The organism is Pseudomonas poae, from assembly GCA_028869255.1.
Classification (GTDB): domain Bacteria; phylum Pseudomonadota; class Gammaproteobacteria; order Pseudomonadales; family Pseudomonadaceae; genus Aquipseudomonas; species Aquipseudomonas poae_C.
Genome location: CP110972.1, coordinates 5,646,401 through 5,662,019, shown reverse-complemented (window position 1 = coordinate 5,662,019; position 15,619 = coordinate 5,646,401). Strand labels below are relative to the sequence as shown.

The window sequence follows — 15,619 nt, the reverse complement described above, 5'->3', positions numbered from 1 at the left end:
CCCGCTTTCGGCGGGCTTGAGCCAACCCTTTCAGGGTTCAAGGAAGACAGCCCACTTCTCACAGGATTTGATCAGGTCACTTCATGAATAAGCCAGCAGTTGTTCTTTTGGGTTTTGTGGTCGCCGTTGGCGTCGTCAGTGCAGGCGGCGCCTGGTACACCGGTAAGCAACTGGAGCCGGTGCTGCAAACGGCCGTCCAGGACGCCAACAAGGAGCTGCAACGGTCCATGGCCGGCGTCGACGGCACCGCAACCCTGGAGCTGGTGTCCCTGGACCGTGGCTTGTTCAGCAGCACCGCGCACTACCGCCTCAAAGGCCAGGGCTCGGTGTTCGGCGAGCAGAACCCCAACCCCGAATTGCTCTTTGTCGACCATATCGAACACGGCCCGCTGCCGTTCTCGCGCCTGGTGTCGCTGAAATGGCTGCCGGTCATGGCCACCAGTCACTATGCGCTGGAAAAAAACGCCACCACCGAAAAATGGTTCGCGGCCGCCAAAGACGTGTCGCCGCTCAAGGGCGTGGCCAACATCGGCTACAACCGTTCGGTCAGCGGCAACCTTGAACTGCTGCCCCTGGAGTTCAAGGACGACACCTCCTCGGTCAGCTTCTCCGGCGCCAACCTGGACTTCGACAGCAGCGCCGAGGGTAAGAAGGTCAAGGCCGACGGCTACATGAACAGCCTCAAGATCAGCGCAGTCGACGGCAACGGCACGCCGTTCGAAGCTGAGTTCGCCGGCTTCACCGTCGCCAGCAACCTGGAAAAATCCACTTTCGGCTTCTACACCGGGCAGAACACCCTGGAGCTGAGCGATACCAAGCTCACCTACGGTGCGCAAAAGGCGGTGCTGACCCTCAAGGGCTTCGAGCAGAAAGACAGCAGCGCAATCAAAGAAAACAACATGGACGGCCGCGTCGATTACAAGATCGACGAGATCGGCTACTAGGGCAAACCTGTCGGCTCGGCCGCCATGGCGCTGAGCGTGAAGAACATTGATATTCCATCGGGGCTGCTGTTGACCAAGCTCTACCAGGACAAGATGCAGCCGGTGCAAGCCGCAGCCGCCGCCGGCCAACCAGTGCCGGAGCTGCAACTGACCGAAGCCGAGCAAACCCTGGCCGAAGCCAACGTCAACCAACTGCTGGCCGCCAAGCCGCACCTGGCGCTGGAAAACCTGTCGCTGAAAACCACCCACGGCGAAAGCAAATTCAACCTGGTGGTGGACCTGACCAAGCCGTCGTCCATGGAGCTGCCGCCGGTAGAGCTGGGCAAACAGATGGTGTCGCTGTTGGATGCCAACCTGACCCTGTCCAAGCCGATGATCGCCGACGTGGCCGCCCTGCAAGCGCAGGTGGGCGGTGTGACCGACCCTAAAGCCATCGAGCAGCAATCCCAGATGGCCAGCGAAATGGTCAGCGGCATGGCCGTTGGTACGCAGTTGGCGACCCTGGTGGGCAGCGATGTGGTGTCCAAGCTGCATTACGCCAACAATGAAGTGACGTTCAACGGCCAGAAGATGACCGTCGAGCAGTTCATTGGCTTCGTGATGTCCAAAATCGGTGCGGTCGGCGGCGCGCAGTAAGGCTTTCGCCAGCGCCCCGAAATAATTAATGGGGGAGCGGGATTGCCCGCGATAAGGGTCAAACAGTCGGCACTCATACCGGCTGGCGACCCTTTATCGCAGGCAAGTCCGCTCCCCATTCGTTTTTCAGATTTGCCGGGCAATTCTGAACAATTGTTATGATTTGTCCTTTTTCGTACGGGTGTCGGGGATAGTTCCTACAGGAAAGCTAGGTCGGGTCACGAGACGCCGACGCCCTGATGCAAATCGCTCAGGACCACCTATCGTTACAGCTTTCCGTGTGTAAGGAAGCTCACGATATGTTGCGAAACCTACCCCTCAGTGCCTCAGGCCGGTTGCGACTGCTCATCGGGGTCGCCTTGTGCAGCCAGCTGCTGATGCCCACCTTCGCCATGGCCGACCCGGCCTATGACGCGCTGATTATTCAGGCGCGCAACGGCAACTTCACCCCCGCCCTCACTCAATTGCGCCAATTGCCAGCCGAGCGTCAGACGCCAGGCCAGATCAGCGATCACCTGGTGATCGCCGGTTGGGCCGGCCAGGATGCCGAAGTGCTGAAGGTGTATGAGGCCCAGGGGCAGAATCGCAACCTGACCGCCCAGGCGCTGGCCACGGTCGCACGCACCTATCGCAACCAGAAGCAGTGGGCGCAGGCCGAGGCGGTCTATCGCAAGGCGCTGCTGCGTGAACCGCAGAATGTCGACCTGCAACTGGGCCTGGCCCTCACGCAGGCTGACGGCGGTAAAGCCAGCGAAGCGGTGCAACGCGCCCGCGCCCTGGTGGCCGCCAAGCCCGATGACCCCAACCGGCGTATGGCGCTGGGCTATGCGCTGACTCGCGCCGGATTGCAGTTCGACGCGCTGCATGAGTTCGACCAGGCGTTTATCCGCGCTGGCAGCAAACCGGAAGTGGCCCGCGAATACATCGTCGCCCTGCAAAAGGCCCGCCTGCCGGAGCCTGCGCTGCGCCTGTCGGCCCAGCGCCCGGGGCTTGTAGACCCGGTGACCCAGCGTCGCCTGGAAGGTGACCTGGCCGCCGAGCGCGTACGCATGGCCGAGTTCGCCACGCGCTCCGAGAAAGAACGCTATGTCATCGCTGATCGGGCCTTGCAGGGCTACGATCAACTCCTCGCCCGTTGGACCCCGGACGCCACGGCCCATGACGACGTGCTGACCTGGCGCATCGACCGCCTGGGCGCACTCAAGGCTCGGGCGCGCACCGCTGACGTGATCCGCGAGTATGAAACCCTCAAGGCCGAAGGTGTGCAGTTGCCCACCTACGCCGTGCGCTGGGTGGCGGCGTCCTACCTCGACCAACGCCAGCCGGAAAAAGCCGAACCGTTGTACCGCCAGGTGCTGAGTGCCCCCGACGCCGAACGTGATGATCGGGTTGAAGACACCACGGCGTTGTTCTATGCCTTGCAGGAAAGCGACAAAGCCGACGAAGCGCGTGAGGTCGCCAACAACCTGGCCAAAAGCCAAAGCCCACGGGTAGAACTCAAGGGCTTGCCCATCGGCAACCCCAGCGATGCCTGGATGGACGCGCAGCAACTGTCAGCCCAGGCCGGCGTCTTCGGCGGCGACCTGCCAGGCAGCGAGGCCGGCCTGGAAGCGCTGGTGGCCAAAGCCCCAGGCAATGTCGGCTTGCGCCTGGCCCAGGCCGACATGTACCGCGCCCGCGATTTGCCACGGCGCGCCGAAGGCATTCTCAAGGAAACCGAAGCCCAGGCCCCGCGCGATATCGGCCTGGAAGTGAGCCAGGCCTATACCGCGATGGACCTGCAGGAATGGCGCCAGCTCGACGTGCTGACCGATGACGTGGTCGCACGCAACCCGGACAACCGCCAGGTGCAGCGCCTCAGTCGCCTGCGCGATGTGCATGACATGGCCGAGCTGCGGGTCGAGGCTTACACCGGTAAAAGCTTCGGCGGTGGTAACAACGGCGATGCGGGTGCTGTCGCTGGTAGCCGTGACTGGGGCATTGAAAGCCGCCTCTACACGCCGCCCATCGACGAAGACTGGCGCCTGTTCGCCGGTGCCGGCTATGCCCGCGCCGATTTCGAAGAGGGCACCGGCCAGCACCGTTGGCAGGTGGTCGGCGTAGAGCGGCGCACCCGCGATATGACGATTGAAGCCGAGGTGTCCAACCACTCCTACGGCGACGGCTCGAAACAGGGCGCCGCCGTGTCGATTGCCCGCGACATCAACGACAACTGGCAATACGGCGGCAGCCTTGGCTACCTCCTGTCCACCACGCCACTGCGGGCGTTGAATGACGGGGTCACGGCCAACGGCGGCAGCGGTTTCATCCGCTGGCGTGCCAACGAAAGTCGCGAGTGGAAGCTGACCCTCAGCCCGTCCCATTTCAGCGATGGCAACGACCGCTTCGAAGCCTTGCTCAGCGGGCGCGAGGGACTTTACAGCTCGTCGAAGGTGCAAGTGGACCTGGGCCTGGAAGTCGGCGCCAGCCGCAACAGCAAGGAAGACACGGTCTACTTCAACCCGAAGTCGGACTTCACCGTGTTGCCGGTCCTCAACATCAACCATGTGCTCTATCACCGCTACGAGACCCAGTGGAGTCAGCAGTTCCAGGTCGGTGCGGGTACGTATAGCCAGCGCGATTATTCCACCGGTGGCATCGGTCTGGTGGGCTACGGCCAACGTTTTCGCTGGAACGATGTACTGGACGCCGGCGCCAACCTGAGCCTGATCAGCCGACCTTACGACGGTGATCGCGAACGCGATCTGCGCCTGCTCGTCGACCTCACTTACCGTTTCTAGAAGAGCCTGACCATGACCGTCCTCAGCCGTTGCCTGTTGATCCTGGGCGTAATGCTGGCCAGTGCCTGCGCCCAGCAACCCGCGCCATTTACTCCACCCGCCGAGCGGCCGACCCCGGCCAATGAAGCGCCGTGGCCGAAAAACCACTTCCTGGGCATTGCCTACCACGATGTCGAGGATCGCGACCCCGACCAGGCGGTGGTGGCGGTGCGCACCGAGCGTTTGATCGAGCAGTTGGCCTGGCTGCGCGAGAACGGCTACCAGGCGGTCAGCGTCGACCAGATCCTGGCGGCCCGCAACGGTGGGCCGGCGTTGCCGCCCAAAGCCATCATGCTGAGCTTCGATGACGGCTATTCCAGCTTCTACACCCGGGTGATGCCGATTCTGCGTGCCTATCATTGGCCGGCCTTGCTGGCGCCGGTGGGCTACTGGATCGACACGCCACTGAACAAACCGGTGGACTTCGCCGGTTTACCTCGGCCACGCGGTGAGTTCCTCACGTGGCAGCAGATCCGCGAAGTGTCGCAATCGGGCCTGGTGGAAATCGCCGCGCACACCGATGCCAGCCACACCGGGATCCTGGCCAACCCCCAGGGCAATCTGGAGCCGGCCGCCACCTCGCTGCGCTATGACCCGGCCACGGGCCGCTATGAAACCGAGGCCCAGTTCCAGGCGCGGATGCGCGCTGACGTCACGGCGATTTCCAACAAGATCCAAAACGTGACCGGCAAGAAACCCCGCGTATGGGTATGGCCGTATGGCGCCGCCAAGGGCACCTCGCTGGCGATCATCGGCGAGCACGGCTACCAGATGGCCCTGACCCTGGAGGACGGCCTCGACAGCTCCAGTGAATTGATGAACAGCCCACGCTTCCTGGTGGCCTCCGACCCGGACGGCGAGCATTTCGCCAATAGCATCGTCGCGGTGCAAACCCCGGCGCCGCTGCGGGTGCTGCATGTGGACCTGGACAACGTCTACGACCCGGACCCGGCCCAGCAAGCGCGCAATCTCGACTTACTGGTGCAGCGCGTGGTGGACATGGGCGCGGGTACCGTGTTCCTGCAAGCCTTCGCCGACCCCAAGGGCGACGGCCTGGTGCATGAACTCTACTTCCCCAACCGGCACTTGCCGGTGCGCGCCGACCTGTTCAACCGCGTCTCCTGGCAGTTGCACACCCGGGCCCACGCCGCGGTGTATGCCTGGATGCCGGTGCTCAGTTTCGCGCTCGACTCCAAGCTGCCCCGCGTGACCCGCTGGGACCCGGAAACCGGCAAGGTGGGCCTCGATCCCGACCAATACAAACGCCTGTCGCCGTTCGACCCGCAGGTGCGCAAGATCATCGGTGAGATCTATGAAGACCTGGCGCGCAACAATGCCATCGACGGCGTGCTCTACCACGACGATGCCGTGCTGTCGGACTTCGAAGACGCCAGCCCCGCCGCGCTCAAGGCCTACGCCGCCAACGGCCTGCCCGACAGCATTGCGGCCCTGCGCGCCGACCCGGCAGTGATGCAGCGCTGGACGCGCTTCAAGAGCCGCTACCTGATCGACTTCACCCAGGAGCTGACCGCCAAGGTCCGCGCTATCGGTGGGCCGCAGGTGCGCACCGCACGCAATATCTTCGCCGAGCCGATGCTCAACCCGGGCAGCGAAGCCTGGTTCGCGCAGAACCTCGATGACTTCCTCCAGACCTACGACTGGACCGCGCCCATGGCCATGCCGTTGATGGAAGGCCAGGAGTACAAGACCTCCAACGCCTGGCTGGAAAAGTTGGTCGCCACGGTCAAGGCTCGCCCGGGTGCGCTGCAGCGCACCGTATTCGAACTGCAGGCCAAGGACTGGCGCACCCAGGCCGCGCCGGATATCGACGCCAGGCAGATGGCTGAATGGATGGGTGTGCTCAAACGCCAGGGTGTCACGAGTTTTGGCTATTACCCGGACAACTTCCTGGAAAACTCCCCGGACCTGAAGACTGTGCGTCCGGCCCTTTCCAACCAATGGAACCCTTGACCATGTTCGATAGAATCCTGGCTTTATTCGTGCTGGCATTGGTATTAGGCGTGCCCCTGGGCCTGATCTTCCTGGTCACCGGGCAGTTCCTGATGGACTTTGTGTTTTTCTACCCGCTGTTCATGTCGGCGTTGTGGATCGCAGGCGGCCTGTACTTCTGGCTGCACTGGGAGCGCCACTGGCCGTGGGAAGAGGACACCCCGGCGCCGACCCTGGCCGGCGCCCCGCTGATCTCGATCCTCATCCCTTGCTACAACGAAGGGGATAACGCCGCCGATACGATCCACGCGGCGCTGGACCAGCTGTACCCGAACATCGAAGTGATCGCCGTGAATGACGGCTCCTCCGATAACACCGCGGCGGTCCTCGATGCCCTGGCGCTGGAGCACCCACGTCTGCGCGTGTTGCACCTGGCACAGAACCAGGGCAAGGCGGTGGCCCTGCGCATGGGCGCCGTGGCTGCGCGCAGCGAATACCTGGTGTGCATCGACGGCGATGCGTTACTCGACAAAAACGCTGCGGCCTACATGGTGGCGCCGATGCTCGATAACCCGCGCCTCGGCGCCGTCACCGGCAACCCGCGCATTCGCACTCGCTCGACCTTGATCGGCCGGGTGCAAGTGGGTGAGTTCTCTTCGATCATTGGCTTGATCAAGCGCACGCAACGGGTGTTCGGGCGGATCTTCACGGTGTCGGGTGTGGTGGTGGCGTTTCGCAAGAAAGCGCTGGACCGCATCGACTACTGGAGCACCGACATGATCACCGAGGACATCGATGTCAGTTGGAAGCTGCAGCTCGACCACTGGAGCATCTTCTACGAGCCCCGCGCTCTGTGCTGGATCCTGATGCCGGAAACCGTTGGCGGCCTCTGGAAGCAGCGCCTGCGTTGGGCCCAGGGTGGCGCCGAGGTGCTGTTCAAAAACATCCGTGGCATCTGGCAATGGCGCCATCGTTACCTGTGGCCGCTGCTGTTCGAATACTGCCTGTCTACCGGTTGGGCCTTTACCTTTCTGCTGTCGGTGATCTTCTGGGGCGTGGGCAAATTTATCCCGCTGCCACAGGCGATTGCAGTCGACTCGCTGATGCCGCCGGCGTTTACCGGGCTGGTGCTGGCGATGGTGTGCCTGCTGCAGTTTGCCGTGAGCATCCTGATCGACCGCCGTTACGAGAAAGACCTGTGGAAGACGCTGTTCTGGACCGTGTGGTACCCGATGGTGTTCTGGCTGGTCAGCCTGTTCACCACCCTGGTCAGTTTCCCCAAGGTGCTGTTCAACCAGCACCAGAAGCGTGCGCGCTGGGTCAGCCCGGATCGCGGTATCAAACCTGTTGAAGAGGAGGCGTGACCATGAAACTGGTCAGAACCCGCCAGCGTTCCGTGATGTGGATCATCGATGTGCTGTTGACCCTGATGGCCTGGGCCGGGTTGATCTGGCTGCTGGCTCGCGGGATTAACTCGATGCTGGAAACCCACGGTGGTCCACGTATTGAAGCGCCGATTTTTGCGGCGCTCAACACCCTGCAAATCTACCTGTGGATTGCCTTGTTCAACGCCGTGATCCTGATCAGCTGGGCACGCTACCAGCAACGCCGAGGCCGCCAGTTCGCCCAGCGCCGCGCCGAGGCCAAGGCCCTTACCGACAAGAACCTGAGCGAGAGCTTCAGCCTGGGCGAGGGCGACCTGGAGCAGTTGCGCCGTCCTGGGGTGCTGGTGATCCACAACGACGAGGAGGGCGGCGTGTCGCAAGTGAAATCCCATGTCTCGCGTGATGTGGAAAAGCCGGGGTTGACCCTGGTGCCTGGCCAGGACCGGGATAAAGATGTGAGCTGAAGTTCACGGCGCACGGGACTCTTGTGGCGAGCGGGCTTGCCCGCGTTGGGGCGCGAAGCGGCCCTGAAACCTGCTACCCGGTTCCGGCTAGAAACGCGATGGCGGTATTGGGGCTGCTTCGCAGCCCAACGCGGGCAAGCCCGCTCGCCACAACAAGCCCGCTCGCCACGACAAGCGGGCGTCACAACTGGCTCAATGCGCATAAATGGGATCCAACTCACAAAACCCCCGCGAACTTTTCTGCTTTTTTCGGTACTAACTTATCTCGGTAAGAACTTGATGGCCAACTAGTGGCAACTTTAAGTTCTCCGACGAATCGCTATCAAAACAGTTACCGCTTGTCGGAATAATACTTCCAGACACAAGCCTTGTTTCTTTTTGATAATTTTTAATTGTTATTAATCAATTGGTTGCGAGATTAATGAGTGCGGATGTGCAACTAATCCAGTTTCTTGGGTTGGTGCTAGTTCGATGTTAGTTTGCCGCCCCTTGATTGTCGACGGATCGAACATGTCTTTGTTATCGCCACGGACTCGGTATTTTCTATGCACTTTCCTGCTCGCTTATTTGAGCCTGAACAGTGCTATGGCTGCCCCTACGCCTGGGGATCAGGACCTGATCCGCGACCGTCAGAATCGCCTTCTCGAAGAGCAACGCCGGCGCCTGGAAGAACTCCAGGACCTGCCCGGCAAAGCCACCACGCCCGAGGCCCCGGCCTTGCCGGCGGACACCCGCTGCTTCCCTATCAAAGACATCGAGCTCAAAGGCGCCGACAGCCTGTCCGCCGCCGACCGCACGCGGCTGCTCAAGCCCTATATCGGCCAGTGTCTGGGGGTTGCGCAGCTCAATGAACTGCTCAAGGTCATCACCGACTATTACATCGCCAAGGGCCGGGTCACCAGCCGCGCCTACCTGCCGCAGCAGGACCTCTCCAGTGGCCACCTGCAGGTGCTGGTGGTGGAAGGCAAACTCGAAGCCTTGAAGAGTGCCGAGGGCAGCAGTGTGACCGACCGCGAGCTGGCCATGGCCTTTCCCGGCAAGGTCGGCGAGGCGCTTGACCTGCGTGAAGTCGAGCAACTGGTGGATCAACTCAGCCGCTTGCCCTCCAAGCAGGCGCAAATGGTACTGACCCCCGGCAGCGAAGTGGGCGGCAGCGAAGTGGTGGTGAAAAACCAGCCGCAAAAGCCCTGGCGCGCGAGCCTGTCGCGCAATAACGACGGGCAGAAAAGCACCGGCGAACAGCAATGGGGCGCGGGCCTGGAGTGGGACAGCCCCTTGGGCCTGGCCGACCAACTGGTGCTGCGCGGTGGTCATGATGCGGTCAGCGACCACCAGAAAACCTCGAAAAACAGCATGTTCTATTACAACCTGCCGTGGGGCTGGTGGAATTTCAGTTACTCCTACAGCGAGAGCGAGTACAGCACGTTCGGCGTGCTCCAGGGGTTCAAGTTCAAGCAGAACGGCGACAGCCAGAACCACCAGCTGCGTGCCGAGCGCGTGATCCATCGCGACGACGTGAGCAAGACCTCGGTCAACGTCGGCCTGACGCACCTGCGCACCAACAACTACCTGCTCGGCGCACGTCTGGACAGCAGCAACCGCCTCAGCGAATTACAGGTCGGCTTCACCCACGGGCGGCGCATCGGCAGTGCCTTCGTCAACCTGGAGGCGGGCATGCAAAACGGCATAGGGGCCTTTGACGCGCAGAGCAATCAGCAGACACGCGACCCCCAGGGCAACCTCACCCCCGACCCCGCACTATCGCAAATACACCGCCACCCTGAGCTATCTGCAGCCTTTTACGCTGTGGGGCGAGTCGTTGAGTTTTTCCAGCCTGGCCACCGGGCAGCGCAGTGAAGACGTGCTGTTCGCGCCGCAACGCATGAGCCTCGGGGGCGCTTACTCGGTGCGTGGCTTCAAGGATCAGCAACTCAATGGCGACAGCGGCGGCTACTGGCGTAACGAAGTGCGCTGGGCGCGGCCGGTCAGCCTCGACTGGATGCGCCCGGCCTTGCTCGAATACGGCGCCAGCGTCGGCTACGACCAAGGTGTGATTCGCAACGATCGCTACAACGACGACCAGCACGGCCGGGTGTCGAGTAATTCCGTCGAGTTGTTCGCCCGAGGCAAATACGTCAGCACCAGCGTGACCTTTGCCCACTCCCTGGAGCGCCCTGGTGTGGTGACCGAGCGCGAAGCGCCGGTCTATTTCCGCCTGGATTTCTTCCTGTAATTCAACGCCCGCTGCCTTGAGATTCTGAATATGGACGTTCGCCCCGTTACTGCCCTGAAAACCCTGAGCCAACGCGGCCTGGCCTTGATCCTGGCCAACGCGCTGTTCTGGCAGCCGCTGCTAGCGCAGGCCGAGGGTATCGTGGTGAGCGCCCCGGGCACCACGCTCGGTCAGGCAGGCAACGGCGTGCCGGTGGTGAACATTGCCACGCCCAATGGCAGCGGCCTGTCCCACAACCAGTTCAAGGACTACAACGTCGGCCCCAACGGCGTGATCCTCAACAACGTCAACGGCGCAATGCAAAGCACGCAGTTGGGCGGGATCATCGTCGGCAACCCGAACCTCAAGGGCGGCGCCGCGAATGTCATCCTCAACGAAGTCAACGGCGGCAGCCCCAGCCAGTTGCGCGGCTACACCGAAGTGGCGGGCAAATCGGCCAAAGTGATTGTCGCCAACCCTTACGGCGTCAGCTGCAACGGCTGTGGTTTTATCAACACGCCTAACGTCACCCTGACCACCGGTAAACCGGTAATCGATCAAGTCGGCCGCCTGGACCACTACCAGGTCGATGGCGGTGCAGTGACCATCGACGGCCAGGGTTTGAACGCGAGTAACGTCGACCATTTCGAGATCATTACCCGTTCGGCCAAGATCAACGCGCAAATCAACGCACGCCAGCTCACGGTGATCGCCGGGCGCAATGACGTCGATGCACAAACCCTGAAAACCACCGCGCGCGCCGACGATGGCAGTGAAAAACCCGAACTGGCCATCGACTCGTCGGCCCTGGGCGGCATGTACGCCGGTGCGATCAAGCTGGTGGGCACCGAAGCCGGTGTGGGCGTGAAGCTCGACGGTACGTTGGCGGCCAGTGGCGGCGATATCCAGCTCGACGCCAACGGCCATCTGAGCATGGCCCAGGCGGCCGCCAGTGGTGCGGTGGATATCAAGGCGGCGAGCCTGGACGCCCATGGTCCGGTCTACGCGGGCACCGCCCTCAAGGTCAACACCAAGGGCGAGCTGAAAAACCGCAAAAGCCTCGCCGCCCGCGACAGCATCACCCTGGCGAGCAACGGCCAACTGACCAACAGCGGCATCATCGAAGCCGGGGTCAACGCCGACAACACCCGCAATGCCGGGGGCGACGTTACGCTCGACAGCCAGCACATCACCAATACCGGCAACGTGATCGCCAATCGCACCCTCACCGCGACCGCCGCGCAAAGCCTGGACAACCAGGGCGGTGCCTTGAGTGCGAAACAGGCGCTGAATGTCACCGCCGCAAGCCTCGACAACCGCAACAAAGGCCAGTTGCTCAGCGACGGCGCGCAAACCCTCAATGTCAGCGGCCTGCTGGACAACCGCCAGGGCGGCATCATCGACAGCACCGGCGCCTTCACCCTGCACGGCAACACCCTGAACAACAGCAGCGGCAACCTCACCGGTGGCGGCTCGATCACCCTGGATCTGCTCGGCGACCTGATCAACCGCAACGGCAAGCTGGCGAGTGCCGGGCCGCTGCTGGTGCAGCGCGCCGACCGTATCGACAACCAGGGCGGCAAGCTCGCCAGCCAGAGCGTGCTGAGCGTATTCGCCAACAGCGTCGACAACCGCAACAACGGCACCCTGGCCGCCAACGATGGCCTGGGCATCACCACCACCGGCCTGCTGCAAAACGGCGGCAATGGCCTGATCCACAGTGAGAGGGCCGGCCTGACTATCACGGCCGGCACCCTGGAAAACAGCGGTGGGCGCATCTTTGCCAAAGCCGGTGATGCGCTGATCGACGCCGGCGATTTCAACAACGGCAGCGGCAACCTGTTCGCCCGTGATCGTGTGCGTCTGCAGGGCGGCAATGTGGATAACGGCGGCGAGATCGCCGGTAACCAGATTGAGGTCAGCCTGCCTGGCGCACTGGTCAACCGTGGCTTGATCGAAAGCGCCACGACCCTGGACGTGGTCAGCGCCAGCCTGGATAACAGCGGGCAAATGCGCGCCCTGGGCAGCGCCGGTAAAACCCGCTATGCCATCGGTGGCCTGCTGAACAACAGCGGTAGCCTGGAGACCGCCAACGACCAGTTGAGCCTCGCCGCCACCACCTTCCAGAACGCGGGCGGCAAGGTGCTGCACGTGGGCACCGGCCTGCTCGACCTCAGCGGTATCAGCCTGGATGACGTTGGCGGCAGCCTGGTGACCCAGGGCGACCTGACCCTGGAAAAAGACCACTGGACCAACAGCACCGCGATCCAGGCCGGGCGCCTGACGCTCAACATCGGCAACCTGCAACAGACCGCCACCGGCCAGTTGCTGGGCACCCGCAGCCTGGTCGGCAACGGCCAGGACTGGACCGTGGGCGGCACGCTCGCCAGCCAAGGCAACCTCGATCTGGCGGTGGGCAACCTGCTGAATGACCACGGGCTGATCTTCAGCGGCGGCGACATGAACCTGAAGGTCGACCGCCTGAAAAACCTCGGCGCCAACCTCTATGCCATGGGCAACTTGCGCGTCGACCGCGACGGCCAGGGCGGGCTGGCCACCAGCATTATCAACAGCTCGGGCACTATCGAGAGTGAGCGCAACCTGATCCTGGCGGCCAGCACGATCGACAATATCCGCACCGTGCTCACCACCGAGTCCGGCATCTACAGCGCTTCCATCACTCCCATCGCCTGTATCGAAGGCGTGACCGGTGGCGACTGCGACGGCGGCAAGCAGAATCGACCGTTCCAGATCACCGAGCGTGATCACTTTATCGTCAGCAACGCCACCGCGGCGTCCAGCATCACTTCGGGCGGCAATATGCAGCTGAGCGGCGGCGAGCTGCTCAACAGCAGCAGTAGCATCGCTGCCGGTGGCGCGATGACGGTGCGCGTCAACCAACTGAGCAACGTCGGCCTGGTGACCCACGACACCCAATACGACCGTGTATTTACCTCCGAGCGCGAGCGCAAGCCGCAGGGCTGGTACACCTACGCCGCGAACTTCACCGCGCAATATTCCCTCGGCGGCGCGCAGTACAACGCCAACAACCTCGGCGGCCTCCAAGGGGCCCTGGCCACGTTTATCGGCACCATGCAAAAGGAGCAGATCGACCTGCGCAAGACCACCGAGCTGGCGAAGTCCGACCAGAGCTACTCCGCCGTGATCCAGGCCGGTGGCGCCGTGGACGTGCAGGCTCAGGACGGTATCGATAACCGCGTGGTGCGCCCTGGCTATACCTACGTCGGCAGCGGTGCGAATACCCATGCGCCGGGCTACTCGACTGAAGTCAGCCTCAACCCGCAACTGCCGCCGGACGTCGCCCAGCAACAGGTCAACCCATTGGGCTTGCCGGGCTTCGACTTGCCCACCGGGGAGAATGGCCTGTTCCACCTCAACGTCGGCAACGGCGTGAACGGCCTGCCCACCAGCCAGTTCGCCACCAGCCCGCATAAATACCTGATTGAAACCAACCCGCTGTTCACCAACATGCGTCAGTTCCTGGGCTCGGATTACATGCTGACCAAGCTCGGTTATGACCCCGACACTGCGCAGCGTCGCCTTGGTGACGGTTTTTACGAACAGCGCCTGATCCAGCAAGCCGTCCTCGCCCGCACCGGCCAGCGTTTTATCGATGGCCAGACCAGCGACGCCGACCTGTTCAAGCACCTGATGGACAACGCCATCGGCAGCAAAAGCGCCCTCAACCTGTCGGTAGGCGTCAGCCTTACCGCCGAACAGGTCGCGGCCCTGACCCACGACATCGTGTGGCTGGAAAACACCACTGTCGCCGGGCAACAAGTGCTGGTGCCGGTGCTGTACCTGGCCCAGGCGAGCAACCGCCTGGCACCCAATGGCGCGTTGATTTCCGGCAGTGACGTCAGCTTGATCAGCGGCAGCAACCTCAACAACGCCGGTACGTTGCGCGCCAGCGGTAGCCTGTTGGCGAACGTCGGCGGCAACCTCGCCAACAGCGGTTTGATGGAAGCGGGCGGGCGCCTCGACCTGCTCGCCGGCAACAACCTGAGCAACCGTGCCGGCGGCGTGATTGCCGGCAGCGAGGTCAACCTGGCCGCCGGTGCCGACCTGCTCAACGAGCGCACGGTCACCACCCATGAAAGCGCCAGCGCCTACCGCACCGAACGCAGCAACTTCATCGACAGCGCCGCGCGCGTCGAGTCGGCCAACGCGTTGATCCTGCAAGCCGGTGGCAATTTCAACAGCGTCGGTGGCGTGCTCAAGAGCGGTACCGATACCACCGTCAAAGCCGCGGGTGACGTGAATATCAACGCCGCGCAAACCCTGGACAGCGGGGCGATCGGCAACCAATCCAACTACAAGAACATTGTTCAGCACGGCTCTGTGGTGGAAGCCGGCCGCGACCTGCATGTGGTCGCCGGGCGCGACATCAGCGCCGGGGGCAGCCAGGTGGAGGCCAAGCGCGACGTCAACCTGATTGCCACCCGCGACCTTAACGCCATCGCGGCAGCCAACGAGCAGCATTCGACGTACAACTCGAAAAAATCAAAAGCATCGAAGACCACGTGCAGCAAGTGTCCAGCGTGATCAAGGCCGGCGGCGACGCCACCCTGAGCGCCGGGCAAGACCTGCAATTGGTGGCCAGCCAGGTGAATGCGGGCAACGAAGCCTATCTGGTGTCCGGTAAAAACCTCAGCCTCAAAGCCGCTGAAGGCCAGGACTACAGCTTCTACAGCAAGACCAAGAAAACCTCCCAAGGCAAGAAATTCCGCCTCGATGAAACCGACGCGGTCAACAACGTCGGCAGCCTGGTCAGCGCCGGCACTCACAGCACCGTGGTGGCCGGTGAAAACCTGCTGCTGGCCGGCAGCGCGGTGACCGCCGAAAAAGGCGCCACGCAATTGGTCGCCGGGCAGGACATCAGCATCCTGGCCGTGAGCAATTCCGACAGTGCGCGCCATGAGCGCAAAGAGAGCAAAAGCAGCTGGGGTGGCCTCAAGTCGAGCAAGGTTCAGGACAAAGTCGACGAAAAACGCACCACCGCCATGGGCAGCATGGTCTCCGGCGAAACCGTGACCGTCGCGGCCAAACGTGATGCCACCGTCACCGGTTCTTCCCTGGTCAGCACTGGCGACCTTGCCGTACAGGCCGGTCGCGACCTGACCATCGACGCGGCGCAGAACACCTTCGCCCGCACCGACATGCACAAGGAAAAAATCGCGACCTGACC

At 62.7% G+C, this 15,619-nt stretch carries 6 protein-coding genes and 2 pseudogenes; all 8 read left to right on the top strand.

Annotated elements, in window-relative coordinates; translation table 11 throughout:
- Window positions 1–83: 83 nt before the first annotated feature.
- The 8 genes and pseudogenes from LRS56_25660 to LRS56_25625 all read left to right on the top strand — a co-directional run bounded on the left by LRS56_25660 (window position 84) and on the right by LRS56_25625 (window position 15,617).
- Window positions 84–1,580, top strand: a pseudogene (locus tag LRS56_25660) (YdgA family protein).
- Window positions 1,581–1,879: 299 nt separating this feature from the next.
- Complete coding sequence (gene pgaA, locus LRS56_25655) at window positions 1,880–4,360, top strand: poly-beta-1,6 N-acetyl-D-glucosamine export porin PgaA (protein ID WDU62115.1); 2,481 nt, start codon at window positions 1,880–1,882, stop codon at window positions 4,358–4,360.
- Window positions 4,361–4,372: 12 nt separating this feature from the next.
- Complete coding sequence (gene pgaB / locus LRS56_25650) at window positions 4,373–6,370, top strand: poly-beta-1,6-N-acetyl-D-glucosamine N-deacetylase PgaB (GenBank protein ID WDU62114.1); 1,998 nt, start codon at window positions 4,373–4,375, stop codon at window positions 6,368–6,370.
- A 2-nt stretch (window positions 6,371–6,372) separates the two neighbouring features.
- The gene (pgaC, locus tag LRS56_25645; GenBank protein ID WDU62113.1) at window positions 6,373–7,713 is read left to right on the top strand and encodes a poly-beta-1,6-N-acetyl-D-glucosamine synthase; all 1,341 of its coding nucleotides are present in this window, start codon (window positions 6,373–6,375) and stop codon (window positions 7,711–7,713) included.
- A gap of 2 nt (window positions 7,714–7,715) precedes the next feature.
- A complete protein-coding gene (gene pgaD / locus LRS56_25640) occupies window positions 7,716–8,198 on the top strand; it encodes a poly-beta-1,6-N-acetyl-D-glucosamine biosynthesis protein PgaD (protein WDU62112.1) in 483 nt (160 codons plus the stop codon).
- Between the two features lie 585 nt (window positions 8,199–8,783).
- Window positions 8,784–10,431: pseudogene (locus LRS56_25635) on the top strand (ShlB/FhaC/HecB family hemolysin secretion/activation protein).
- A gap of 30 nt (window positions 10,432–10,461) precedes the next feature.
- Complete coding sequence (locus LRS56_25630; GenBank protein ID WDU62111.1) at window positions 10,462–14,976, top strand: filamentous hemagglutinin N-terminal domain-containing protein; 4,515 nt, start codon at window positions 10,462–10,464, stop codon at window positions 14,974–14,976.
- Window positions 14,955–15,617 carry a hemagglutinin repeat-containing protein gene (locus tag LRS56_25625; protein WDU62110.1) on the top strand — a complete coding sequence of 221 codons (663 nt, stop codon included), beginning with the start codon at window positions 14,955–14,957 and terminating at the stop codon, window positions 15,615–15,617. The genes LRS56_25630 and LRS56_25625 overlap by 22 nt, the downstream gene beginning before the upstream one ends.
- The last annotated feature ends 2 nt before the right edge of the window (window positions 15,618–15,619 follow it).